This is a genomic window from bacterium, assembly GCA_036382775.1.
GTDB lineage: Bacteria > Hydrothermota > Tepidihabitantia > SM23-42 > JAOAFX01 > DASVHD01.
This window is the reverse complement of the sequence record DASVHD010000035.1, coordinates 126405-150000: the sequence shown is the minus strand read 5'-3', so window position 1 is coordinate 150000 and position 23596 is coordinate 126405. Positions and strand designations below refer to the sequence as shown.

27 protein-coding genes (1 of these 27 running past the window's edge) are annotated in these 23596 nt (G+C 44.8%); all 27 read left to right on the top strand.

Features of this window, described 5'->3' with window-relative positions:
- Window positions 1–712 carry the final stretch of a M1 family metallopeptidase gene (locus VF399_08275; GenBank protein HEX7320338.1) on the top strand. 1145 nt of this gene lie to the left of the window's left edge, so 712 of the gene's 1857 nt are visible here — the last part of the coding sequence; its start codon lies beyond the left edge, outside the window; the stop codon is at window positions 710–712.
- Window positions 713–1066: 354 nt separating this feature from the next.
- Window positions 1067–1642, top strand: coding sequence for a 2-oxoacid:acceptor oxidoreductase family protein (locus VF399_08270; GenBank protein ID HEX7320337.1), 576 nt, complete (start codon window positions 1067–1069; stop codon window positions 1640–1642).
- Window positions 1639–1929, top strand: coding sequence for a 4Fe-4S binding protein (locus VF399_08265; GenBank protein ID HEX7320336.1), 291 nt, complete (start codon window positions 1639–1641; stop codon window positions 1927–1929). The genes VF399_08270 and VF399_08265 overlap by 4 nt, the downstream gene beginning before the upstream one ends.
- Before the next feature lie 109 nt (window positions 1930–2038).
- Window positions 2039–3181: a pyruvate ferredoxin oxidoreductase gene (porA, locus tag VF399_08260; GenBank protein HEX7320335.1), complete on the top strand. Its 1143-nt coding sequence runs from the start codon at window positions 2039–2041 to the stop codon at window positions 3179–3181.
- Window positions 3178–4101, top strand: coding sequence for a thiamine pyrophosphate-dependent enzyme (locus tag VF399_08255; GenBank protein ID HEX7320334.1), 924 nt, complete (start codon window positions 3178–3180; stop codon window positions 4099–4101). Before porA ends, VF399_08255 begins: the two co-directional genes overlap by 4 nt.
- A gap of 79 nt (window positions 4102–4180) precedes the next feature.
- A complete protein-coding gene (locus tag VF399_08250) occupies window positions 4181–4552 on the top strand; it encodes a cupin domain-containing protein (GenBank protein HEX7320333.1) in 372 nt (123 codons plus the stop codon).
- Window positions 4553–4727: 175 nt separating this feature from the next.
- The gene (locus VF399_08245) at window positions 4728–5672 is read left to right on the top strand and encodes a hypothetical protein (GenBank protein HEX7320332.1); all 945 of its coding nucleotides are present in this window, start codon (window positions 4728–4730) and stop codon (window positions 5670–5672) included.
- A 343-nt stretch (window positions 5673–6015) separates the two neighbouring features.
- Window positions 6016–6261 (top strand): hypothetical protein, encoded by a 246-nt coding sequence (locus VF399_08240; GenBank protein HEX7320331.1) that lies wholly within the window; start codon window positions 6016–6018, stop codon window positions 6259–6261.
- Between the two features lie 9 nt (window positions 6262–6270).
- Window positions 6271–6525, top strand: coding sequence for a hypothetical protein (locus tag VF399_08235; GenBank protein ID HEX7320330.1), 255 nt, complete (start codon window positions 6271–6273; stop codon window positions 6523–6525).
- A complete protein-coding gene (locus VF399_08230) occupies window positions 6500–6850 on the top strand; it encodes a hypothetical protein (protein ID HEX7320329.1) in 351 nt (116 codons plus the stop codon). The genes VF399_08235 and VF399_08230 overlap by 26 nt, the downstream gene beginning before the upstream one ends.
- 2 nt (window positions 6851–6852) lie before the next feature.
- Entirely contained in the window at window positions 6853–7644 is a 792-nt protein-coding gene (locus tag VF399_08225; protein ID HEX7320328.1) for a hypothetical protein, read from the top strand.
- Between the two features lie 30 nt (window positions 7645–7674).
- Window positions 7675–8448 carry a YaaC family protein gene (locus VF399_08220; protein HEX7320327.1) on the top strand — a complete coding sequence of 258 codons (774 nt, stop codon included), beginning with the start codon at window positions 7675–7677 and terminating at the stop codon, window positions 8446–8448.
- A gap of 66 nt (window positions 8449–8514) precedes the next feature.
- Window positions 8515–9420: a hypothetical protein gene (locus VF399_08215; GenBank protein HEX7320326.1), complete on the top strand. Its 906-nt coding sequence runs from the start codon at window positions 8515–8517 to the stop codon at window positions 9418–9420.
- A 54-nt stretch (window positions 9421–9474) separates the two neighbouring features.
- The gene (locus VF399_08210; protein ID HEX7320325.1) at window positions 9475–10260 is read left to right on the top strand and encodes a hypothetical protein; all 786 of its coding nucleotides are present in this window, start codon (window positions 9475–9477) and stop codon (window positions 10258–10260) included.
- Window positions 10261–10560: 300 nt separating this feature from the next.
- Window positions 10561–12084: an ATP-binding protein gene (locus VF399_08205; GenBank protein ID HEX7320324.1), complete on the top strand. Its 1524-nt coding sequence runs from the start codon at window positions 10561–10563 to the stop codon at window positions 12082–12084.
- Between the two features lie 460 nt (window positions 12085–12544).
- On the top strand, window positions 12545–13078 hold the full coding sequence (locus VF399_08200; GenBank protein ID HEX7320323.1) for a hypothetical protein: 534 nt from the start codon (window positions 12545–12547) through the stop codon (window positions 13076–13078).
- A gap of 217 nt (window positions 13079–13295) precedes the next feature.
- Window positions 13296–14123 (top strand): hypothetical protein, encoded by an 828-nt coding sequence (locus VF399_08195; protein ID HEX7320322.1) that lies wholly within the window; start codon window positions 13296–13298, stop codon window positions 14121–14123.
- 2 nt (window positions 14124–14125) lie between these two features.
- A complete protein-coding gene (locus VF399_08190; GenBank protein HEX7320321.1) occupies window positions 14126–14965 on the top strand; it encodes a nucleotidyl transferase AbiEii/AbiGii toxin family protein in 840 nt (279 codons plus the stop codon).
- Entirely contained in the window at window positions 14943–15095 is a 153-nt protein-coding gene (locus tag VF399_08185) for a flavodoxin domain-containing protein (protein ID HEX7320320.1), read from the top strand. Before VF399_08190 ends, VF399_08185 begins: the two co-directional genes overlap by 23 nt.
- A 163-nt stretch (window positions 15096–15258) precedes the next feature.
- Window positions 15259–15837 (top strand): hypothetical protein, encoded by a 579-nt coding sequence (locus tag VF399_08180; protein ID HEX7320319.1) that lies wholly within the window; start codon window positions 15259–15261, stop codon window positions 15835–15837.
- Between the two features lie 7 nt (window positions 15838–15844).
- Window positions 15845–16489, top strand: a complete 645-nt coding sequence (locus VF399_08175; protein HEX7320318.1) for a DedA family protein — start codon at window positions 15845–15847, stop codon at window positions 16487–16489.
- Complete coding sequence (locus VF399_08170) at window positions 16486–17094, top strand: HAD family hydrolase (protein ID HEX7320317.1); 609 nt, start codon at window positions 16486–16488, stop codon at window positions 17092–17094. Before VF399_08175 ends, VF399_08170 begins: the two co-directional genes overlap by 4 nt.
- A gap of 166 nt (window positions 17095–17260) precedes the next feature.
- A complete protein-coding gene (locus tag VF399_08165) occupies window positions 17261–18019 on the top strand; it encodes an SDR family oxidoreductase (GenBank protein ID HEX7320316.1) in 759 nt (252 codons plus the stop codon).
- An 8-nt stretch (window positions 18020–18027) separates the two neighbouring features.
- A complete protein-coding gene (locus VF399_08160; protein HEX7320315.1) occupies window positions 18028–19740 on the top strand; it encodes a metallopeptidase TldD-related protein in 1713 nt (570 codons plus the stop codon).
- Between the two features lie 182 nt (window positions 19741–19922).
- The gene (locus tag VF399_08155) at window positions 19923–21653 is read left to right on the top strand and encodes a metallopeptidase TldD-related protein (GenBank protein HEX7320314.1); all 1731 of its coding nucleotides are present in this window, start codon (window positions 19923–19925) and stop codon (window positions 21651–21653) included.
- Between the two features lie 65 nt (window positions 21654–21718).
- On the top strand, window positions 21719–21925 hold the full coding sequence (locus VF399_08150) for a hypothetical protein (GenBank protein ID HEX7320313.1): 207 nt from the start codon (window positions 21719–21721) through the stop codon (window positions 21923–21925).
- Window positions 21926–22006: 81 nt separating this feature from the next.
- Window positions 22007–23413, top strand: a complete 1407-nt coding sequence (locus VF399_08145; protein ID HEX7320312.1) for an amidophosphoribosyltransferase — start codon at window positions 22007–22009, stop codon at window positions 23411–23413.
- Window positions 23414–23596 lie beyond the last annotated feature (183 nt).

The window sequence follows — 23596 nt, the reverse complement described above, 5'->3', positions numbered from 1 at the left end:
CAGCGGCAGCCACAGTTATTATAAGGGAAGCTGGGTATTGCATATGATCAGGTACCTGTGCCACGATGACTCGACCTGGCTTGATCTTATGGCCGCATACCGGGATTCATTTGAGTACTCAAATGCATCGACCGATGATCTTAACCGCATCATGAACCAGACCCTTGCCGGCGATTACGACTGGTTCTTCCAGGAATGGGTGTATGACATGGGATATCCTGTCTACCAGGTGCAATGGAACAAAATATTCGAATCTCCGAACTGGCGCTTGGTTTTGGATGTCGACCAGGTGCAGACGATCGGGCCCGCGGTATTTCATATGCCCTTGCCCATTGGGGTCAATTATGCCGCCGGTGACACGATCGTCACGCTCGCGGTCGATTCTTCATATGAACACGTTGAGTGCATGTTGCCGCAGGAACCGGTCAGCATCGTGATCGATCCCGAAACCTGGATCATCCAGAAAAATACCGTAACGGCCATTGATGAGTCTCACATTGCTGCACCGCCGGCAATGATCGAACAGGTTCAGACAATTGGCAGAGCGATCCGCATTCATACTGACCGCCAGGCAATGATCGAGATCTTTGATATATCCGGTAGAAAGGTATTGCAGAAATACTGCCAGGAACTGATCTTCAAGCCTCATGTTGCCGGGGTGTATCATGCCGTAATCGAGGGCAGGAATTATCGGTTAGTGATCGTCGATTAAAAAAAGAACCGAAAAAAAGAATTTATGCGTCATTCCGTGCATGGCGCGGAATCCAGATATTCGACATACTAGACTCCTGCTGGAGTTTATCCCGTACAAAAGTACGGGGCAGGAGTGACAGAAGCGGTTAACAGGTCAATTTTACTTGACTTTCACGTTATTTTACATATAATTACTCCATCCTGCGATCACGGCGAATATACATTGAGCACGGAAACACAGATTTTTTTATCACTGTCCCGTGAAACGGGATCCCGATTCCTTGGTATAAGGAATTTGAATGATGAAATCGGGATAATCTATGATTTATCACCGTAATCGACACGTTTTAATGCTGCAAGGAAAGGAGTCTAAATGGCATTATTGGAAATAAGATGGCATGGCCGGGGCGGCCAGGGCGCAAAAACCGCCGCTCTGTTATTTGCCGATGCCGCCGTGGAAACCGGAAAATATATCCAGGCGTTCCCGGAATATGGACCCGAACGCATGGGTGCTCCGGTTTATGCCTTTAACCGCATATCTGACAAACCAATACTCCAGCACTGTGGCATTAAGGAGCCCAATATCGTCGTGGTGCTGGATCCAACACTAATGGAGAGTATTGACGTGACCGAAGGATTGGCAAAAGACGGCATCATCCTTGTAAATAGCCAGAAAACAGCCGAGGAGATAAAAAAACAATTGAAAATAACGTCTCAAAAAGTTTACGTTGTCGATGCCAGCAAGATCGCCAATGACATTCTGAAGCGCGACATCCCGAATACGCCAATGCTGGGCGCGCTGATCAAAGTATCAAAGCTGCTTGAGTTCGAGCCCATGCTGGGATCCGTTGAAAACAGATTGCATCACAAATTTCCTACCCGCCCGGATGTGGTCGATGGTAATATCAAGGCCATAAGAAGGGCGTACGAGGAGGTTAAAGAGAAATGAAAAAGGAAAAGAAAGGCTGGAAGGATTTGCCGATTGGATTGGTCCTGGAAGCCGGGACCAGCCAGGAATTCGAAACCGGCGATTGGCGGAGCGACAAGCCGGTCTGGGATTCGAAAAAATGCACGCACTGCATGATATGCTGGATCTACTGCCCGGATTCGGCAATAATCGTCAAGGATGGTAAAGTGCAGGGGATCGATTACCGGTACTGCAAGGGCTGCGGGATCTGCGCGGAAGAATGCCCGCCCAAGGTCAAAGCTATTACCATGGTCCGGGAGGAAAAATGAGCGCCCCCCACCCTTACCCTCCCCCTCGAGGGGGGAGGACAAAGGAGGGGGTGAAGGGAGGTTTGTTGTGAATAAGAACATCGTAGTTGCGCGGACCGGTAACGAGGCGATGGCTGAAGCCATGCGCCAGATCAACCCTGACGTGGTCGCCGCTTATCCGATTACACCCGCGACCGAAGTCGTCCAGTTGTTCGCGTCGTTTGTAGCCGATGGACAGGTCACGACCGAATTCGTACCCGCGGAAAGCGAGCACTCGGCGTTGAGTGCCTGCGTGGGCGCGTCGTCTGCCGGTGCCAGGGTTATGACATCAACCTCTTCGCAGGGTCTGGCGTTGATGCACGAGATCCTTTTCATTGCCGGCGGCCTGCGGCTGCCGATCGTGATCTGCCTGGTTAACAGGTCGCTGTCGAGCCCGATCAATATTCATTGCGATCATTCGGATTCGCTGGCATCAAGGGATTCAGGTTGGCTGCAGATATTCACCGAGAATACGCAGGAAGCCTACGACTCGACGATCATGGCCGTTAAAATAGCGGAAGAGGCGCTGATGCCCGTGATGGTCACGACCGACGGATTTATCATCAGTCACGGCATGGAACGGGTGGAGCTCGTCGATGACAAGGAAGTGCCAAAATGGCTGGGAGAGAGAGTAGTGAAGAATTCGCTGCTTGATCTTGATCACCCGATAACCCTTGGCGCCCTTGATCTGCAGGATTATTATTTCGAGCATAAGCGGTCTCAGATCGACGCCATGGACCATGTGCTGCCGATAATCGATAAAGCCCAGAATGATTTTGCTAAAGAATTCGGACGCCACTACCCGATTCTGGAAGAGTACAAGATGGACGACGCCGAAGTGGCGATCCTCGCCATGGGTTCGACCGGCGGTACGGCAAAGGTCGCGGTGGAGCGGATGCGCGAGAACGGCAAGAAAGTCGGTCTGATCCGGTGCCGGGTCTACCGTCCGTTTCCCAGGGAAGCAATGCTCAAGGCACTCACGAAGGTGAATGTTGTCGGCATCATGGACCGGGCGGACACGCTCTCGTCCATGGGCGGCCACCTGTACAATGACTGCCGGTCCGTCCTATACGATTCGAACACGAAACCGATATTGAAGAACTACGTCTACGGCCTGGGCGGAAGGGATATCAGCATCGAAGAGATCGAGAGTATCTACGAGGAACTTCTGGCGTTTAAGAAAACCGGCAAAGTAGACAAGGATATTGCGTATTACGGAGTGCGGGGTGAATAATGGCTAACATAAAAGAACTCGCGGCTCAAAAGGAAAAATTCCTGGGCGGTCACCGGGCATGCGCCGGCTGCGGCGCGACGATCGCGGCGCGGCAGGTACTGCTTGCAGCCCAGCAACCCGTGGTAGTGGGCGCAGCGACCGGTTGTCTTGAGGTCATCTCGACGATCTACCCTTATACTGCTTGGGGAGTCCCCTACATCCATAACGCGTTCGAGAACGTCGCGGCCACTATTTCGGGCGTGGAATCCGCGTACCGTGCATTCCGGAAGAGGGGCAAGATCGATAAAGAGATCAGGTTCATCGCATTCGGCGGCGACGGCGGGACCTACGACATCGGATTGCAGGCTTTGTCAGGGATGATCGAACGCCGGCATCGCATGCTCTACGTCTGCTACAATAACGAAGCGTACATGAATACGGGGATCCAGCGTTCGTCGGCCACGCCCTCGGGCGCGCACACGACGACATCGCCGGCCGGGACCGTGATCCCGGGCAAGATGCAGCCCCGCAAGAACCTGACCGAGATCATCATCGCGCACGATCCGGCTTATGCGGCGCAGGCGTCGATCGGTCACTGGAACGACCTGGTGACAAAGGTACGCAAAGCGCTCGATGCCGACGGCCCGTCGTTCATAAACATCCTTTCGCCGTGCCGGCTGGGATGGGCTTATGCTCCCGAGAAGACCGCGGTCGTGGCGCGCCTAGCAATGGAGTGCTGTATCTGGTCCTTGTACGAATACGAGAACGGCAAGTACAAGATAACGGTCAAACCCAAAGAGAAAAAGCCGATTGAGGAATATCTGAAGATGCAGGGCCGATTCGGTCATCTGTTCAAGCTCAAAGACAATACTACGATCCCGGATTTTCAGGCCGAGATCGACCGGCAGTGGGAACGTCTGCTCAAGCGCAGCGCAGAATAAGCGACCTTACATTCTTTCCGGTCCCGCCTTTATGATTTTGCTTTATGAAGGCGGGACTGGCTTTTTATAGGGAGGATCAGTGGGAAAACAATTCGATTACGTGACCAAACTGGATATCAAATACAAGCATTTCGAACTTATTGATATTCCTAAAATGGTGACCGAATGCAAAGACAAGTGGTACAACCAGACGCTCACAAGGGTTAATGACTGCGTAATAAGGGTTGGCATAGTCCAGGGCGAGTATCACTGGCATAAGCATGATGATACCGATGAATTCTTTTTTGTCTTGGACGGTTACTTGTTTATCGATCTGAAGGACAGAACGATTGAATTGTATGCCGATCAGGGAGTGACGATATCAAAGGGCTTTACGCACCGGACAAGAGCCCCGCAAAGAACAGTGATGCTCATGATGGAAGCCAGCACCATCCAGCCGTCCGGAGATTAAGGTTATTGTTTTGGCTCTAGCCAGAAGGTGTGAATATATGGCCATTATTAAAAATAAACTACCACGTATAAAATGTCATTGACAAAGAACTGTAAACTGTGGATAATAGAGACAGAGAAGCGATAGAGACATAAAAGTTCAGGAGAAGTGTTTGTTTTGGAAATAGATATAATAAATGAATATGAATGAACGGTTTGATAAAAGAATGAGTTTTAATAAGATAAAGACGCAACAAATCCGTGATGCTCTACAGTATTCAGGTTATTTGTTAGAACAGCGTATATGTCCCATTCTTGAGAAGTTTAAATATAATGTCATTACAAACACACCGTATGAAGATATAGACTCAGGGGAATCACGTGAACTTGATGCAGATGCGACTCGTTCTATCAAACTATCTGAAAGTGAAGATATCCTTGACAGTTTTGAAGTTGAAATACTAATAGCTTGTAAAAATAATCACTTTCCAATAGTTGGTTTCACAAGAAAAGCAACATTTCTGGGTCAATTTGATATTGCTGTAGCATGCTGTAGTGTTCCATGGTTTTTTGAGGGAGTACCAATGGAATATGAACTTGCAGATGTTGTATCTCACTACAGGGAGTGTGAATATATTGCAACACAATTTTGTACTGTTAAACACGGAGCAGGGGGGAAAAACGAAGCGAATCACGGTGAATTGTATGGAACACTATATGGATTGTGTAAAGCCACGAGATCCAAAGAGAAAGAGTATAATGAGTATATAAAAGTTAATGCTGATCACCAGAGTTCTAAGGAGGCAGCTCTTTTTATAAAAATCATTTATCCCGTGATTTTGTTCAGCGGCGACTTGTACGAATGTAAAACAAAAGGATCAAGATACAAGATAAAAGAAAATGACCATATGGTTCTCATTCATTCGATATCTTCACGAAATATGAAGGCGAATTATTGTATTGACATGATAAAGGAATCATATTTACCAAAATATTTATCAAACGTAGCCAATGAAACCGAGAAAATGCGTAAATTATTTTTAAGGAATATTAAAGAACTTAAAGAAAATGCATCGAAAAATTTTGCCGAAATAAGAAATCAACAGACAAAAGACCGTTTCCGGATTGCTAGGGAGCAATAGCATTACTGGGTAAAAAACTGAACTGCCGTATTTTCTATGTTTTTAACTATAAAATCATAAAATTTCAGGTGATGTTTAGAATAAAAGGTGATTTTGCATATGTATTATACTTTTTATATAGAACATATGTCCAGCGAACTCGACTCCTGCATCCAGTTATTGACAATTATCCTAAATTATTTATACTTAAGTCAGTAAGTAGAGGACAAAATTAACGTAGCTTTTAGGGTAAAAGAACTAAGGAGAGAAATATCAGCATGTTCGATAATAAACAATCTCAGTTAGCCATTATTCTCAAATTATTGGGAAGGCGTGAGCTGGGTTATATAAGGGATGAACAGCAATGGAGGTAGGTGCAAAGATGATGAAAAAGAAACAGAAGAAACAAGGAACAAGTTTGGCAGAAAAAATTTTAAAAATCCTGGAAAAGAACCCAAAAACCGCTGAAGAAATAAAGAAAGAACTTAAAGACAGATTAGGTTGCACCGCAAAACTCACCGACATCAGAGTCAATCTACTTTATCTACTTAGGAGAGAGCGTATACAAAGGGAAAAGGATGGCGCTGGTAAATATAAATATTTTATTTAGGTACCTGAAATGAAAATAGCAAAAACTGCCCCGGATGCTTTGAAAATATTGTGGCAAAACAAATTTTTTATCAAAGGCAAGACTCTGAATGAAGTAGAAGAAGAATTACATAATAAAGGATATAATTTTGGTGATGCAACACGCAAGGCTTTGGAGAGAGCAGATTTTTTACTATCACAGGGAAAACGGGGGGATAGAAAATTTCTGCAAAAATACCCTTATATAGAAGAGGAAACAGATGCCAAGCGAAAAAGAAATGAGTAAAATCATCAAGATACTAAAAAATCACGAAAAAAGAATAACTGCGCTCGAGGGTAAGAAAGCTGTCAAGGTCATATCAAAAACAAATACATGGTATAAACACGGAAGCACGATAGAGAAAATTAAATCACTTATTGATGAGGGTTTTTTTAACGCTCCGCAAACCATAAGTGAAATTATATCCGAATTAAAAACGAAAGACTACCATTTAAAAGCATCCGACTTAACTCTCCCCTTGAGAAAAATTGTACGCAAAGGACTGCTAAAAAAAATAAAGAGAAACGTTAATGGGTCTCCGTCAAAAAAATGGCTTTATATTAAGGTGTAGTAATGGTTATCAAAAACACGATTTTACAAAGATGCGAGAAGTTTTTAACTAATAAAAGAAGTTTTGCATACAGGGTTTGTAAATTATTAAAAGATGGAGATTTTTTCCAAATTCTATCTTCCCAAGAACTGACTCACTTATTGAATGAGGGGGCTGGGAAGAAGATTAAAGTTAATTGTCTTACTGCATTAATGGAGCCATTACTTAAAGAAGATATAATAAAAATTAAGATTTTAGGTAAGGGTAGAAACAAAAGGAAGTTTTGGTTCCCTGGTTGGATAGACAAACAAAAAGTAGGACAAGAGATCGTATCTTCATCAACTTCGGAAGAGGTTTTGTTTTTTACAGGGAAGGATTCTTGGACAGATCCAAACAAAAATTTCCCCAAAATTATTGATTTATTAAAAGGCAATCTTTGTATTGTAGATCCATTCTATGGAAACGGTACTTTTTATGTACTTGAAAAATTCGGGAAAAACAGAAAAATAAGGTTTTTATCATGTAGACCTGGCACTGAAGAGCAGGGTAATATTACAAAGTTTGGAATCAATCTCAAACGGTTTAGAAAAGAATTCAAGAACATCGCGATGAGAAAATATGACAAGCCTTATGAATTACATGATAGATATATAATTGCGGATAATGCATTAATTATAGTGGGCCATGGTATAAAAGATTTAGCAGATAAAGAATCATTTGTTGTCTTTTTGCCTAGAAAATTAGTAACTAAATTCTTGCCAGTGTTAAAGAAGAGTTTTGAAGAACGTTGGGGAAAATCTCAAAATCTAAAATAATTTCGGCCTACCTGTTAAAATTTCGGAGAAATGCTGACCTGCCACACTTTTGAGCTTCATGGAGCAACGGGTAGCGTTAAAAAGGATGTTACGAATCTGAAAAATGAATTAATAACATTTCGTTCCAGTGGAATTTTATCAAGTTTGTGTAATTATTTTGGCGAATCTGGCTGTAATGAATATTCACTAAAAGATTTGCTATATAATTTACCGTTTATTCATCGTTGTTTCTATCTTACATTTCCAAGTGGATATTCCGAAATATATATTCCAGTAATCAATCCCCATTTTGTGGCTAAATGTAGGTCAAATGAAGCGTGGATTTGTGCTGAATTACCAGAAAATTATTCAAACCAATATATAATAAACAAAATTAGTCCAATGGGTTATGAAAAAGATGAGGGTGTCAAAGATAAGTTCATAGTAAGAAAGAAGAAACGTTTTGACTGGTATCGTTCTGGAAATGAAAGGAAAAACAATATAATAAAATTAACAACATATCACGAAAAAATTAGAAAGGATTTTCAATATATATTTGGTAGCAACACTTTATGGTATTTAAAAAGACATACACATCCAAAAGCTATCGGCAGACATCCCTTGACTATTATGCTTGCTTCAATGCACAGGCTAAGTGAATTGGCAAGATATCAACCAACCGTGCTTTTTAGGCATTTTGAGCTAAAACAAAACTGGTTACTATCAGAATTTATTAAAGCCGCACCCATTGAATTTATAGACCAAATATCATGTGAAATTACAAACCAAAATTTCATGCTTCCAGCAGTACGCCAACCGTGTTAAAATACGACATGCTTTCTGTCATGTTTCATGTGACATTAGTTAGATAATATGAGGATACTATAAAAAATGTTCCCGAACGTAAAATTGTCGTTTATGGGTGACTTCGTTACTATTGATAATATTAATTTTATTGGACAATTCTCTTATTCAAAAAACAAACAGTATATGATTGCATGGGCTGATGCCAATTTGAATGGAGACATGATTGGACATAGAGATTCTGGTAATGGAAGAATTGTAATATTACAGAATGATAAAATATTATTAATCGATGATAAAATACAAAGACCGAACGATTGCAAAATTTCAAACAGTGGTATTTATATTGTGAATGATTGGTTATTTACCTCAGATTTACAGGGTATCTTCTATGTAAAAGATATTAAGGGGAATATCGTTTTTAGTTATCGCTTGCACGCAAATTTATTAAATAATGGAATTGATTCTAACGGGAATTTTTGTGTTTTCTGTTCTTTGGATAGCGATCATGAAGATGGTGATAAGCTTTTTATCATTAATATAAAGGATGCATCAATCATTAATAAATTTAGACCTCAAGTTAGCCGAGCAGATTCATATGAAATTAACTCTAAAGAAAAAACAGTTTCGTTAATAATATCAAATGATAGAATTAAATATTCCTTTGAAGGCTATTGTCTAGAAGAAGAAAGATTGGATGATTTTCTCAATCTATATGATCTATTTAATAGAGCAGAAAGCGAATATGGTGAGAAAGCAGCTTGTGAAGATGAAGTTATTATTAAGAAATTAATTAACAAATACGAAAAGGTAATAAATAAAAATGTTTCAGTTAATAAGAAGGCGACATCATATAGAAAAATTGGAGAATTATTTCTGGTCTTGGATGGCAAAAAAAGTGTTCTTAAATATTTCTTAAAAGCTGTAGATTTAAATCCTAAATTAGCTTTAAAGAAAAAAATAGATAAATTGCGGAATGACGAAATTAAATAATAGCGCACGACAAAGCATAGTCGTTAAACGTCATTAACTTGAAGGAGATAAAATATGACTGACATAAATCACTCAAGAGAGAGAAGAAGCTTCTTACTTGTAGTTGTTGTATTGTTCATCCTGAGCTTAGTGGCTGCCTATGTTCTCTTTTACTTTCTGGATTCGTTTGCTCAGGTTCAGAATAAGGGTGTAAGTATAGGCGGGGCAGCAGCAGGATTTGTTGTAATTTTCCTTCTGCTTCGAGATACCTACTTTAGAATTACATCTACGGAAAGGGAATTTAAGAAGTTCTCTGCTGATGAAAAGATTCGCAGACTCGAAACTCAGATTGAACAGCTAATTACCAGCAAATTGGATAATTTTATTGTCCCCATAGGCTATAAACCGGAAGTGTCAAAGGAGTTTCAATTCGGCTTTTGCTACCCTGAATATTGGGAGTTTTCTAGATTTCCTCAAGAAACCCAATACGGTTTTGCTAGAGATTTGAAGTCTGTTGAAAGACTGGGATTTGCTAGGAATGTGAATGTGATAATTACTAATATTGATACCTGGAAAGGTGAATTAGATGAAATGTACGAAAGTGGCTTAGCAGATGTTCTCGCACTCATGCCTAATGCAAAACTTGTTTTCAAAGAGAATTTTCTCTTCCTGGGTCTTGCCGCAAAGAAATATCGGGTCGATTGGGTAACTAACTTGGGCGAGCAGTTAGCGCTTTACCAAATCCTTGTGGTAGACAGGGTCAAGGAAAATCTGTATACCCTCACATTCACAACTACCCAAGAAGACTTTGATTCTTCAATAGCACTTTTCGACGATATTGCGCTTACATTTAGAATTTAAGCTATGTTATCACAAATAACGAATAGTGAAATGATAAAAAAAGCTCATAAGTATATAACATTTGATAAGAAGGGAATCAAAATTCCCCTAAATAACCTTCGGCAACAGCTTTTATAATGGACAATAGGCGAAACAGTAATGCTTGCTATGTTCGTACTGACATTATTGTTGATGACAATAGTAGTGGTGCTATAGAAATTGTATTCGTCGGTGTCGTATTACTTATAGAATGATAGTAAAGGCATAATATAAATACGTCCACTATGAAATAATGCAAATTTATAAGGAGTGAGAGAAGAAATGAGTAGGCCTAATAGGAGAGAGAGAAATTTCATGGAAATTGCTGTTGAGGAGATGAAACTAGCAAAATCAGAGCATATTAACAAAGTAGATCCTATGGTCGGGGCTGTGTTGGTTAACAAAAATAAAAAAACATTTTCCAGGGCTCATCGTTGTCATTTCAGTGCTGGCGATCATGCAGAGTTCACAATTTTGATGAAAATGCAGACTGATGAAGATTCATTTGGTGGTACACTATATACGACCTTAGAGCCGTGCACTGAACGAAAGCCACCTAAAATACCCTGTGCTCAAAGGATAGTTGAGAAAGGTATTGTTAGAGTAGTAGTTGGTATTCTTGACCCTAATCCTGAGATACATGGTGTAATATATCTACGCAAGCATGGCGTAAAAGTTGATTTCTTTGATGAAGATCTTGCGGAGGAAATAAGAATAATAAACAAAGATTATTTAAGTAATATGCAAAACAAAAGCAAAAAAAAGGAGGATACTATGACAATGCCAGATAAAATGGAATGTCCATCGCTTGAAGAAGAAAGACCAGTGCCTGAAGCTTCTACCAGTGATTTTTCATATAAGGCAATTGAAAATTATTTAAAAAAGAAAAAGTTGTCATATCAAATTCCGTCCATAAAATTATGGGATTACTTTAGGAAGGTAAAATATCTAGTTAAACGGGGAGGTCATAATATACCGACTTTAGCTGGAATTGTGATTTTCGGAGAACACCCTGAGGTTTTTCTTAAAGAACATACCATTACAGTAGAGTGTTTTAGTGGGATTCCCAAAGATGGAATATCGCTTGAAAAAATAGTTGGAGATGGTAGTGGGAACATCACTGGTCCACTGTTTAACATGGTAGAAGCTTCTGTAAATTTTTATAAGAAACACGTTACCAAGGTACCTCGAATCAAGGGCTTCCAGAGGGCGAATAAAGATTTTGAATACCCTGAGGAAGTCATTCGAGAAGCCATAGTTAATGCATTGGTTCACAGGGATTACACACTAGGTGCCCATATCTCATTCCGAATGTTTAGAGATAGGGTAATAATAAAAAGCCCTGGGCATCTTCTCCGACCCAATACAATAGAACGTATAAAATCTTTTGATGTGACTAATGTTAGACGAAATCAAAGAATAGCCGACGCGGCATTTGTTATGGATTTAATGGAAAGAGAGGGTTATGGTATTCCTGGTATGCCTTCTCAACTGAGAAATTATGGGCTTCGTCCTCCTGATTTTGATTATGATGGGGGATATTTTGTTGTCACTTTCTACGGTCGGGAGAAGTCGGCACCGATATACAGAATTCCACAAGAAACATACGCTCAGCTTACAGATAGAGAGAAAGAGATTCTGAATTTCATCTGGGAGCGTGGGAGAGTAGCAAGTGAAGATATCACAAAAAGGTTCAAAATTACCAGGGAAACCGCAAACCAAAAGTTCAGAAAATTGATGAGCCTCAATTTTATAGAAAGAAAAGGCACTGGAAGAGCTACATATTATGTACTAGTGCATATTTAATCAAGGTGTTCTTAATTACTAAATTCCGAATAAAAACAATACCAGATTTGTTATTTCCAACGGTGTCGGGGAGAGAATAATATTGTGTCAGAAATATGTCAGCTTTTCGTCAGGTCTTGTATATGATTCTTTTTCGTCAGATTTCTGTCAGATTTACGTCAGGAACGAAAACTAACTCATGATACTTTTTTTAGTTTTCAAACGCTTGTCGAGCAAGCTCGACCACTACATTTCTTGCAGCATGGCAGAAGCATAAATGATATTAGGAACAAAACCGGCCTGTCCTGTTTTGTTTGGTTCCGGTAAGTATGAGATTGATTCAGCGACTTCGTTGCTTCGCGACATAACATAAATTGTTGAATCTTGAATTTAACTGGGGTATCGATATAATTAAATGAGCAAAAAATGAACGCACATACAAACCGGAAATCAATATTTGATAATTGCAGAGGAGGATAATATGCTGCCTGAGAGTAAAATAGAAAAAATACTCAAGTCAAACAAGAAACCGAAGGAAATCGTAACGCTCCTGGCGCAAGCATTGAATAATGACAAAACCCTGGTCAATGAGCTTATCGGTTGTTTCAAAGCCGGCTCTACTGCGGATAAGGGTAATTGTATTGAAGCATTGGAGTACGTTACCCAGCAAGATCCCGAATTTGCCGAAAACTGTCTTGATTTTGTTATAGAAAGTCTTACTGACAAGGCTCCAAGGGTGAAATGGGAAGCCTCAAGAATTATCGGCAATGTAGCCAAGCGATTTCCCAAAGAAGTCTCAAAAGCTATACCAAAACTTTTAGAAAATACAATGGACAAAGGCACGGTCGTAAGATGGAGTGCGGCATTCGCTCTAACGGAAATAGCAAAAAGCAATCTCGGGTTGCAAAAAGAACTTGTTAACAAATTTGTTGAAATATTGGCAAAGGAAACCAATAACGGAGTAAAAAACGTTTATCTAAAGGCTTTAAAATTCATTGATAAGAATAAAGGCTGACCTGCCACACTCTAGCTCGACCACTACTTGGCTTACAGCGTTGAACAAAGCCGATCCGTTCAGATTGGTTAAACTCCTTTTCACAAGGGGAGAGGAAACTATGTCTTTGCTGTATAAATCTGTGTCTGGGTTTATGTTATATAACGCTTGACAAACTACTATTTGTGTATATAATTAACGATGAGAGCGTTAATTCTATACAGAAATGGTTGATAATATGGATAAAAGAATCATTAGAACGCTTGGAAGAACGAGTGCCGGGTTGATTACGGAACTCTACAATGAGCATAAGCTGATCTTTACGATAAAGGATGTGGAGCGAATAACCGGGTTGAATTACTTCTCGGCGGGTCGTCTGGTTTCCGAGCTTACAAAGCGAAAAATAATATCGACTCTCAAAAAGGGAATACATATTATTATCCCCCAGGAACTCGGATCAATTGACAGCTATTCCGGCAACTGGTATATAGTCGCCCGGGAGATTGCCAATTCACCGCATTATTATATCGCATTCTACAGTGCGATGCGGTACTGGGGTATGACGACCCAGCCATTACTGAAAATTTTTGTGGCCACGCCGATAAGACAGGTTGTTCCCAAGGCGCTAAAGCAAACGGTTATCTTTGTATTCGTTGATAAATCCAAGATCTGGGGTGTGACCAGCGCCTGGGTTACAAAGACCGAAAAAGCCAATCTGTCGAACATTGAAAAAACAATCATTGATGCTGTCGCTCATCCGGAATACTGCGGCGGCATGACCGAAGTGGCAAAAGGCATTTGGTTGGCTAAAGATAGAATTGATTATAAACTATTACTGTCGTATGTTCAAAAATACGGCAAGAATGTGGTGGCAAAAAGGATTGGCTATATTCTTGAACTCACTGAGATAGGTCCTTCCTGGCTTTTGGATGCGCTAAAAAAATATGTAAGATTGAGGTACGATATTTTCGATCCGACAATGGGTAAGAGAGCAATAAAAGGCAATAGCTGGCGCTTGTTGGATAATGTGGGCGCGGAGCAAATTAGGAAAATCTTGCAGGCGTGAGGATGATCGATTACAACCTTGCCCTGAGACTAAGTGATAAATACAAAGTATCGGAAGATACGATTGAAAAAGACTATTTTATTGAATTGCTCCTTGACCGCATTGCCGGCAACGATTTTCTTAGAACCCAATTGATTTTCCGGGGAGGCACAGCCCTTAAAAAAATATACTTTCCGGAATTCAGGTATTCTGAAGATCTTGATTTCATTATACACCATGGCAATAAAAGCACGTTTTATGAAACCGCATTTACCAGCGTTGTCGATGAGACAAAAAAGGTATTGCCTATTGACCTGAACATAAGCGAGGTACTGCGTCCGCAAAAGGGTCACATCCAGTTGCTGATCGCATACAATATCATACCTGAGATACAAATGGATAAGAAGTTGAAAATAGATATGATAGAGGATATAATTGTTCTGTCTTCAAAAGAGAGAAAAATCCAATTTACGTTTGATGATTATAAAGGACAAACCCGTCAGCTCAAGACATATGACTTGGAATCGATAGCTGCGGAAAAAATATTACGAATTCTAGATGTTGTTAATGAACCGCGTGATTTATGGGATTTATTGTTTTTATTTAAGTCTAATATAAGTATCAGGACGGTCAGGGAGTCTTTTTATGAAAAAAGCGGTGCTGATATTGAGGTGTCGTCATTGTTAAGAGCGATTAAACATCCAGATTACAAAAGATTGTGGAACATCAGGCTGAAAAATCAAATACCTGAGCTTATCGATTTTGATTTTGCTGTCAACGAATTAGTAACTCTGATAAAGGATTTTTTTATGCCTTTTACGGAAAGGAGCAAAAACAACCATGAAAATACTGATCGTTTATGATTCGGTTTACGGCAACACGGAGAAAATCGCCCGGGCGATGGGTGATGCTCTGGGCAAGGGTTTTGAAAAGGATGTGGAGCTGGAGCGCGCTGCCAACTGGGCAAGAGAAATTGTTAAAGCGGCAGGATAATAAGATAGAACCATTCCATGCAAGATTAAACCCCGGGAAAGATTCGATCATTCTAAAATGTTAGAATGTTAGAATGTTAGAATGTTAATATTATTGACGTAGAGAGCAGATTAACCACAATCAGTTCCTTGAATTTTGCATTAGATTTGGTATAATATCCATAATGAAAAAAACAACGTCCTGGGATCTGAAAGACCTGTCCTCCAGCGATCCAAAGATTAAGTACGGCTGCGCGAAGGCGCTGGTCGCGACGGCAAGAGAAAATCCCCGCAGGCTCTATCCGCATATTGAATTTTTTATCGACCTTTTGGACAGCGAAAACCAGATCCTTAAATGGACCGCGATCGACATTGTCGGGTGCCTGATAAAAGCCGACAAAGAGAAAAAAGCCGGCCGGTTGCTAGGCAGATTATGCGGTTTTCTCAATGCTGGCAAGCTTATCACCGCGGGTCATGCGGTTTCGGCTCTGGCCGAGATCGCCCAGGTAAAGTGCGAGTACCGGGGACGGATCACCAGAAAACTGCTTAAGGTCGAACACTACGATTACGATACGGTTGAATGCCGCAATATCGCGCTCGGCAAGGTCATTTTGGCGCTGGAAACATTTTATGATGACCTGGGCATGAAAGAAAAACAGGCGGCACGCGAGTTCGTAAAGCGGCAGACAACAAACAGCCGCCATGCCACCGGGAAAAAAGCGGAAGAGTTTTTAAAAAAAATAAATAAAAAAACGCATTCTTAATGGAACCATGATAAAAAACATCATCAATTTCATCCTGCACGTCGATACTTATCTCCTGACGCTTATTCAGACCTATGGCAACTACGTTTATGTCATCTTATTCCTTGTCATCTTCATGGAGACGGGATTGGTGCTGACTCCGTTCCTGCCCGGAGATTCGCTGCTTTTCATCGCCGGTACTTTTGCCGCCGCCGGCGTTCTGAACGTGTACGTGCTGTTCTTTATTCTCGCCCTGGCCGCAGTCCTCGGCGACACGGTTAATTACTGGATCGGACACTTTTTCGGCGAAAAGGTCTTTTCCCGCTTTATCAAGCGCGAACACCTGGACAGGACAAAGTCGTTTTTTGACCGCTACGGCAAAAAGACCATCGTGATCGCCCGGTTCGTGCCGTTCGTCCGCACTTTCGCGCCGTTCGTGGCCGGGGTCGGGAGGATGAACTACTTTGCGTTCATCAGTTATAACGTCATCGGCGGCGTGGCCTGGGTGGCATTGTTCGTCTTTGCCGGGTTTTTCTTCGGCAACATACCGTTTGTAAAAAATAACCTGAAATTCTTCGTGATCGCGATCATCCTCATTTCCCTGATCCCCATGCTGACGGAATATATCAAACATAAAAGAAAAAAGACGGCACCGGATAAAGTGACCCCATGATCAAAGCGATCGTCTTTGACCTTGACGGCACGCTGTACAGCAGCCCGCAGGTGCTAAAATGCTTTGCCGAAGCCGCGTATTACACGTATGCCAAGAACAAGAAGGTCGATTATGAAACGGCAAAACAGCTGATCGAAGAACGCCGCGCCGAACTGAAGAAGCAAACCGGACATGCGGTGCCGTATACGCGGGCACTGATCTCATACGGCATACCGATCAGTGTCTGGCATCAGGAAAACAGCGCCTATTTTGACGCCGGCGAATACATTCACGAAGACCCCAAATTGAAGCAGGCCCTTAAACAGATGAAAGCGAAATATAAACTGGCGGTTCTGACCAATAACAATCAGGTTCAGGCCGAACGCATACTGATCGCCCTGGGTGTTTTCGCGCTGTTCGATCAGGTGTTCACATACAACAGCTTTGAAATGCTCAAGCCTGATCTGGAGCTCTTCAAGAAGATCATCGATACCATGGGTATCATCCCGGAAGAATGCCTGGTCATCGGCGACCGCTTAGACGTCGACCTGGAACCGGCCCAGGCGCTGGGTATGAAAACCCTGGCGGTCATGGGACCCGAGGATATCTACAAACTGAAGCTTTAGGTACGCCGGCCATAAGTCCTTTTCACTTTTTATTTTGTTCCCAAAGAGAAAACCTCCCCCATCCAGGGAGGGGGGAGTAATGTTGGGATCTCGAAAGAGTGGATAGGCATCAAAGCCGATCATCTTGACTCATTGTCAACAAGGCATATAATAAGCTGACAATAGAATGAAAATAAACCTTCATGGACAAACGATCCTGGTGACCGGCGCCTCGGGTGGCATCGGCGAATCCGTAGCGCGGTGCCTGGCAGATTACGGTGCGACGATCGCTGTCCACTGCCATAAGAATATCCAAAACGCAAAAAAAGTGGCGCGCGCGTTGGGTCATGACGCGACCGTGTTCCAGGCGGACCTCTCAGAGCCTTCAAAATGCACTGCCTTGTTTCGATCGGTCGTAAGAAAATACAAGCGGGTCCACGCGCTGGTCAATAATGCCGGTATCTATGAGTCATCGCCCTTGTCTCGCGATCGCCGTCAATGGATCAAAGATTGGCAGAGAACGATCGAGACGAACCTGACCTCGACCGGCATCCTGTGCCGTGAGGCAGTGCTTCATTTCAAGAAAACAGGCGGCGGACGGATCGTGAATATCGCTTCGCGCGCGGCTTTTCGGGGTGATGACAAGGATCACTGGGCATACGCCGCATCCAAGGCCGGCATGGTTGCTTTGAACCGGACCGTTGCGCGGGCGTATGGCAAGGAAAATATCTATTCGTTCGTGGTGGCTCCGGGTTATGTCTGGACACCGATGACCGAAGATTATTTTAGAAAAAACGAAAAAAAATTCGTTGCCACCGAGATCGCAATGAACCGGGTGGCAATGCCGCATGATGTCGCGCCGACCGTCGTATTCCTGCTGAGCGGTCTGATGGATCATGCAACGGGAAACACGGTCGACATCAATTCCGGCAGTTACGTGCGATAGGGGGTTTCATGAACTTTAAGAACCGCAGGATGCTGAAAATCGCGGCCGCGCTCCTCACGCTTTGCGCGCTGGGCCGCGCCAGTGAAAACATCGTCCTGAAGACGCTGACACAGGAGCTTAACCGTTCGTTCAATACGATGCACAAGCAGAAACCAATCCCCATGTATTTCCTGCAGTACGAGGTCTGGGATCAGCACCAGGTCAGCATCGTGGCATCGTTGGGCGCCATTTATTCTGACACCGACGAAAAAAACCGCTTTCTCGATATCGACGTCCGCGTGGGTTCGGCAAAACTGGACAATACCCACGAGATCAGAGGCGGCGGGTTTGATTATTCCGACTGGATGTCTTCCGAGGTCGAGGTGTGCGTGGATGACGATCCCGACGCCCTGCGGTCGACGCTCTGGATAGAGACCGACAAGCGCTTCAAATCCGCCCAGGAAAAATACATCAAGGTGCAAAGCGAACGCCAGGTAAAAGTCGCGGAATCCGATACGTCGGCTGATTTTTCCGCATCAAAGCCGATAGTTTTTGTTGATGGACAGCCAGCAGCGCTGGTGCTGGATACTGAACCCTGGCGCTCTGAGCTCAAGCGGCTGTCATCCCGGTTCAAGGAGCATGCGTGGATCTACGACTCGCAGATCTCGCTCCGGGCATTAGCGCAGAACAAGTATACTGTCAATACCGACGGAACAAGGATACTTGATAAATACTTCCGCTACTATGTCAGGGTTTCGGCGTCGACCATGGCCGACGATGGGATGGAGCTGTATCTGGCCGAGTCCTTCTATGCCACTGACCTTGACGCCCTGCCCGCAGAGGAGATCATACTGGCCAAGATCGATACCTTGATAATGAACCTGTCGGCGCTCAAGAATGCGCCCCTGGTCGAGCCCTATTCGGGTCCAGCCATTCTCATGAACCGCGCCTGCGGCGTGTTTTTCCATGAAATTTTCGGGCACCGCATTGAAGGACACCGGCAGAAAAGCGAGTATGAAGGGCAGACGTTCACCAAGAAGATCAATGAGCGGATCATGCCTGAATTCATATCCATCGTTGATGACCCGACCATGACCGTGTTCGGTAACCAGGACCTGAACGGCCATTACAACTATGATGACGAAGGCGTTGCGGCCCAGAAGGCTGTAATCGTGGAAAAGGGAGTGCTCAAGGGGTTCTTGACCAGCCGTTCGCCGATCGCCAACTTTCCCATGTCCAATGGTCACGGCCGGAGGTCATACGGACGCCGCGTCGTATCCCGGCAGGGTGTGCTGTACACGCAGTCGGATAACAAGGTTCCTTTTGTCCAGCTCAGGGAAAATCTTATCGAGGAGTGCAAAAAACAGAATAAACCATACGGTCTCATTTTTTACGATATTTCCGGCGGATACACGATGACCGGCCGGGAATCGGCGCAAACGTTCAAGGTCATTCCCCTACTGGTCAAACGGGTCTATGTTGACGGCCGGCCCGATGAGGTTGTAAGGGGCGTCGACATTGTGGGAACGCCGCTGCTTTCCCTGTCCAAGATCATTCTAACTGGTGACGATTACGGCATTTTCAACGGCACCTGCGGCGCGGAATCGGGTTGGGTGCCCGTATCATCGATCTCGCCGTCGATCCTGGTCTCGGAGATCGAGATCGAAAAGAAAGCCAAGGGACAGGATAAACCGCCGATCCTGCCGGCGCCGACCGGTCAACCGCAAGAGGAGCTGCCATGAAGAAAAATACCAAATACCAAATACCAAATTTCAAACAAATGACAGATAATTACCAATTACCAATTACCAATAACCAACACACCCTCCTTTATCCTCCCCCCTCGAGGGGGAGGAAGGTGGGGGGGGCTTGTTTAGGATTTAGAAATTCGATATTAGGATTTATTACAACATTAGTTGTTCTTATGCTTCAAGTTAATATTGGATACACGGACGACCTTGACAACAGCGTGTTGATGCGGGCCATGGCTGATGAGCTGAACCGATCTATGACCAGTTTGCAGATCTCTAACCAGATCAAGCCCTATTACCTGAGTTACCGCGTCATCGACCGGCAGGCTTGCGATATTGAGGCAGCATTCGGCGGCTTGATATACAGCGAGGACGAGCGCAACCGGGACGTTTTCGTCGATCTGAGGGTCGGTTCTTATGATTTCGATAACAGCAATTTCATCTGTCAGGTCAGCGGTTCGGAATCGATCGAATCTGATCAAGCGACCCTGCCGCTGGATGATGATTATGAAGCGATCCGGCACGGGCTGTGGCTGGTTACGGACGGGACCTATAAAAAGGCGCTGGAGAAATTTTCACGCAAAAAGGCTTATATCCAAAACCAGCAGGTCAAGGACGAGATCGCTGATTTCGCGAAAGTCCCGGTCTGCCGTGATGACGAACGGCTTGCGCAGCTTCGACTCGAGCGGGCGGCCTGGGAATTGAAAATAGGCGAGCTGTCAAGTCTGTTCCGGATGTACCCGCGCATCCAGGAGTCAAAAGTGACGTTTCATACCGGCGTGCAAGCCCAGTATTTTCTGGATGCCGAAGGCAACCGCAGCCGGCGCGTCGAAATGGGCACTTCGATCGATGTTACGGCGAAGGCCCAGTCTGCGGACGGTGACCCGCTCGAGGATTTCATGTCTTTCTGCGCACCGGAACCCGGACAACTACCTCCGTTGGCCGAGATCACCAGTTCGATCAAGGCCATGGCCGAAACCCTTTCCCTGCAGGCGAGTTTGATAAAGGAAGAAAATTATTCCGGACCAGTGCTTTTCACGGATCAGGCCGCGGCCGAGCTTTTTTTCCAGGTCCTGGGCAAAGGTGTGTCTGATCCCAGAACCCCGTTGTTCGAGAACGAGATGATGGGCGAGAACATGAAGAGCGGCCTCGGCGGTCTGTGCGGGAGGTTCGGACGTAAAGTATTGCCGGATTTCATGTTCGCGTATGACGACCCGACACTGGTTAACTGGCATGGAGTGCCATTATTGGGCGCTTTCCTGATCGATGATCAGGGAGTTCGTAGCCAGCGCGTTGACATCGTGAAGGAGGGCAAACTGGCCGGATTTTTCATGAACCGGTCTCCCACCAAGAAGATCCCCGGATCCAACGGACACGGCCGTTCCCGGAGCGAATCGTATGGTTTCCGGTACACGGCTTTGCCGAGCGTCATGGTGGTCGGTGTTGACGATGCGGCGGCCATTTCCGATCCAATTAAAACCCTGGTCCAGATGTGCAAGAGTTACGGGAACTCATACGGTATTATCATCAGCCGGCTTGAGGCAACACTGGCTGGAGATCCGATGGAACGTTACATGAGATATTTCGCCGGCGCGGGCAAGGGAAAACCCCTTTTATCGTCGCCGCTTGTCGCGTACAAGATCGATGTGGAGACCGGCGCGCTGACGCTGGCAAGGGGTCTTGAGTTTTCGTCCGCCACATCAAGGATCTTGAGGGATATCGTCGCCGTTGGCAATACTGCCTATACCTACAATTTTTTCTTCCGGGATGAGAACGGCAATTCCTATCCCATGTCCGTGATCGCGCCGCCGGTCGTGGTCGAGGAGATCGATCTGGTGACAAAAGAAACAAAGACCAGCAAGCCGCCGGTCTTGAAACACCCCTATTTTCTTTTTCACCCTTGACATCAGGCAAATCGCCAATATAATATAATATAGTTATATAGCGGTGATGCGACATGGAGGTTCTTATGCTAGAAAAAAAGACGAGCGAAGAGATCTTAGCGGGAATGGATGAGGCAGCAAGACAGGCAAAGGATGATTTTGACAGGCTCCCCGATGATATGAAAAAAACTGCTGCCGTATGGCTGAGGAAGTGGTATTTGAAAGCGGGTTATCGCCGGCTCGGTAGAATTCTTGTTGGCTATGCGAAAGAGCTGGAGAAAGCCAAATCATAAGTATCTATCAGAGTTTATAGATTTATCGCATAGAATAGAGCCGGTTATTCACTAACATATGGCAACAGAGCAGATCAGACTATGAGCGGCATAGTCGGGGTCATTTCGAGCAAGGATTGCAAGAACGACCTGTTCTACGTAACCGACTACCATTCTCACCTCGGGACATCGTACGGCGGCATGGCCATGTACGATGGCCATAACCTCAACAAGAAGATCCACAACATTGCCCGTGCCCAGTTCAAATCGCGTTTTTCCGAGGATATGGACTACATCGGCATGAACGGCTACGCGGGCGTCGGGGTCATCAGCGACCGCGATACCCAGCCGCTAACCCTGCGCCTGAAGTTCGGCGAATTTGCGATCTGCGGCGTCGGTTTCATCGATAACCAGGACGAACTGGCGCAAGAATTGATCAGGGAGGGAGCGGTCTTCTCGGAAATGCCCAATGGCAAGGTCAACCAGATCGAGCTGGCCGCCAAGCTCATCAACCAGGGAAAGGACCTTGTTGATGGCTTAGAATACATGCACGACCGGATCAGGGGATCAATGTCAATGATCTTTCTTGGGGCCGACGGGATCATTGCGGCGCGGGACCGGTACGGCCGAAGCCCGCTGGTGCTCGCGGAAAAGAGCGGCACGAGGCTCGTGGCAACGGAAACATGTTCTTACAAGAACCTCGGGTATTCGACCAAGAGGTTCCTGGGCCCGGGTGAGGTCATACAGATGACGCCGAGCCGCTCGATCCGCCTGAAGGCACCGCGCAAGACCATGCAGCTGTGCACCTTCCTGTTCGTGTATACCGGGTTCCCGGCATCCGAGTATGAAGGCATGAACGTCGAAGAATTCCGCGAATATTCCGGCCGGATCATCGCGCGCCGGGACAATGTCCAGGCTGATTTTGTCGCCGGTATTGCCGATTCCGGGACCGCATACGCGCACGGGTACGCCCAGGAATCAGGTATCCCGATCAGAGTGCCCCTCTTGAAATACACGCCCGGCTGGGCGCGGAGCTATGTGCCGCCATCACAGGATACCCGGGACCTGGTCGCGCTGATGAAGCAGATCGCGATTGATTCCATAATCCGGGGTCAACGGATGGTCATTACCGAGGATTCGATCGTGCGCGGGACCCAGCTGAAGAATTTTCTGCTGGTCAAACTCTGGAATTCCGGCGCGAGGGAACTCCACGTCCGTCCAGCCTGCCCGGCGTTGATGTTCCCGTGCAAGTATCTGTTTTCCACGCGCGCCCTGGATGAGCTCTTCGCGCGGCGCGTCCTTAAATCAATGCACGGCAGGCATCGGAAGAACGTGAAAGCCTATCTCGATCCTGAATCCAAAGAATATGAAAAGATGATAAGGTTGATGGAGAGGGACCTGAATATCACGTCGCTGAAGTATCAAAGACTCCAGGACATGATATCTGCAACCAAGCTGCCGGCCCGCGATCTGTGCACCTATTGCTGGACCGGAAAAGAAAACCCATAACAAATTTACTATATAATCAGATACCTGTCAATTTTATTTGTCCGCCGAGAATAATTTGGTCGATTATAATCCCCCTTCTTCCCCCTTTTTAAAGGGGGAAGAAGGGGGATGTGTATTTCCGAGGTTCTGATTGGAGATACACCTTTATTCAATTCGCTGTTTCCGACATAAAACGGAATAATC

What these genes read in the sequence shown, in the direction of transcription:
- VF399_08205 (HEX7320324.1), top strand. Translation starts at nt 10,561, where the DNA reads ATGAGTAGGCCTAATAGGAGAGAGAGAAATTTCATGGAAATTGCTGTT.
- VF399_08245 (HEX7320332.1), top strand. Translation starts at nt 4,728, where the DNA reads ATGAATATGAATGAACGGTTTGATAAAAGAATGAGTTTTAATAAGATA.
- VF399_08240 (HEX7320331.1), top strand. Translation starts at nt 6,016, where the DNA reads ATGGAGGTAGGTGCAAAGATGATGAAAAAGAAACAGAAGAAACAAGGA.
- VF399_08150 (HEX7320313.1), top strand. Translation starts at nt 21,719, where the DNA reads ATGCTAGAAAAAAAGACGAGCGAAGAGATCTTAGCGGGAATGGATGAG.
- VF399_08270 (HEX7320337.1), top strand. Translation starts at nt 1,067, where the DNA reads ATGGCATTATTGGAAATAAGATGGCATGGCCGGGGCGGCCAGGGCGCA.
- VF399_08225 (HEX7320328.1), top strand. Translation starts at nt 6,853, where the DNA reads ATGGTTATCAAAAACACGATTTTACAAAGATGCGAGAAGTTTTTAACT.
- VF399_08195 (HEX7320322.1), top strand. Translation starts at nt 13,296, where the DNA reads ATGGATAAAAGAATCATTAGAACGCTTGGAAGAACGAGTGCCGGGTTG.
- VF399_08145 (HEX7320312.1), top strand. Translation starts at nt 22,007, where the DNA reads ATGAGCGGCATAGTCGGGGTCATTTCGAGCAAGGATTGCAAGAACGAC.
- VF399_08175 (HEX7320318.1), top strand. Translation starts at nt 15,845, where the DNA reads ATGATAAAAAACATCATCAATTTCATCCTGCACGTCGATACTTATCTC.
- VF399_08180 (HEX7320319.1), top strand. Translation starts at nt 15,259, where the DNA reads ATGAAAAAAACAACGTCCTGGGATCTGAAAGACCTGTCCTCCAGCGAT.
- VF399_08220 (HEX7320327.1), top strand. Translation starts at nt 7,675, where the DNA reads ATGCTGACCTGCCACACTTTTGAGCTTCATGGAGCAACGGGTAGCGTT.
- VF399_08230 (HEX7320329.1), top strand. Translation starts at nt 6,500, where the DNA reads ATGCCAAGCGAAAAAGAAATGAGTAAAATCATCAAGATACTAAAAAAT.
- VF399_08265 (HEX7320336.1), top strand. Translation starts at nt 1,639, where the DNA reads ATGAAAAAGGAAAAGAAAGGCTGGAAGGATTTGCCGATTGGATTGGTC.
- VF399_08185 (HEX7320320.1), top strand. Translation starts at nt 14,943, where the DNA reads ATGAAAATACTGATCGTTTATGATTCGGTTTACGGCAACACGGAGAAA.
- VF399_08190 (HEX7320321.1), top strand. Translation starts at nt 14,126, where the DNA reads ATGATCGATTACAACCTTGCCCTGAGACTAAGTGATAAATACAAAGTA.
- VF399_08235 (HEX7320330.1), top strand. Translation starts at nt 6,271, where the DNA reads ATGAAAATAGCAAAAACTGCCCCGGATGCTTTGAAAATATTGTGGCAA.
- VF399_08210 (HEX7320325.1), top strand. Translation starts at nt 9,475, where the DNA reads ATGACTGACATAAATCACTCAAGAGAGAGAAGAAGCTTCTTACTTGTA.
- VF399_08160 (HEX7320315.1), top strand. Translation starts at nt 18,028, where the DNA reads ATGAACTTTAAGAACCGCAGGATGCTGAAAATCGCGGCCGCGCTCCTC.
- VF399_08215 (HEX7320326.1), top strand. Translation starts at nt 8,515, where the DNA reads ATGTTCCCGAACGTAAAATTGTCGTTTATGGGTGACTTCGTTACTATT.
- VF399_08200 (HEX7320323.1), top strand. Translation starts at nt 12,545, where the DNA reads ATGCTGCCTGAGAGTAAAATAGAAAAAATACTCAAGTCAAACAAGAAA.
- VF399_08170 (HEX7320317.1), top strand. Translation starts at nt 16,486, where the DNA reads ATGATCAAAGCGATCGTCTTTGACCTTGACGGCACGCTGTACAGCAGC.
- VF399_08155 (HEX7320314.1), top strand. Translation starts at nt 19,923, where the DNA reads ATGCTTCAAGTTAATATTGGATACACGGACGACCTTGACAACAGCGTG.
- porA (HEX7320335.1), top strand. Translation starts at nt 2,039, where the DNA reads ATGGCTGAAGCCATGCGCCAGATCAACCCTGACGTGGTCGCCGCTTAT.
- VF399_08165 (HEX7320316.1), top strand. Translation starts at nt 17,261, where the DNA reads ATGAAAATAAACCTTCATGGACAAACGATCCTGGTGACCGGCGCCTCG.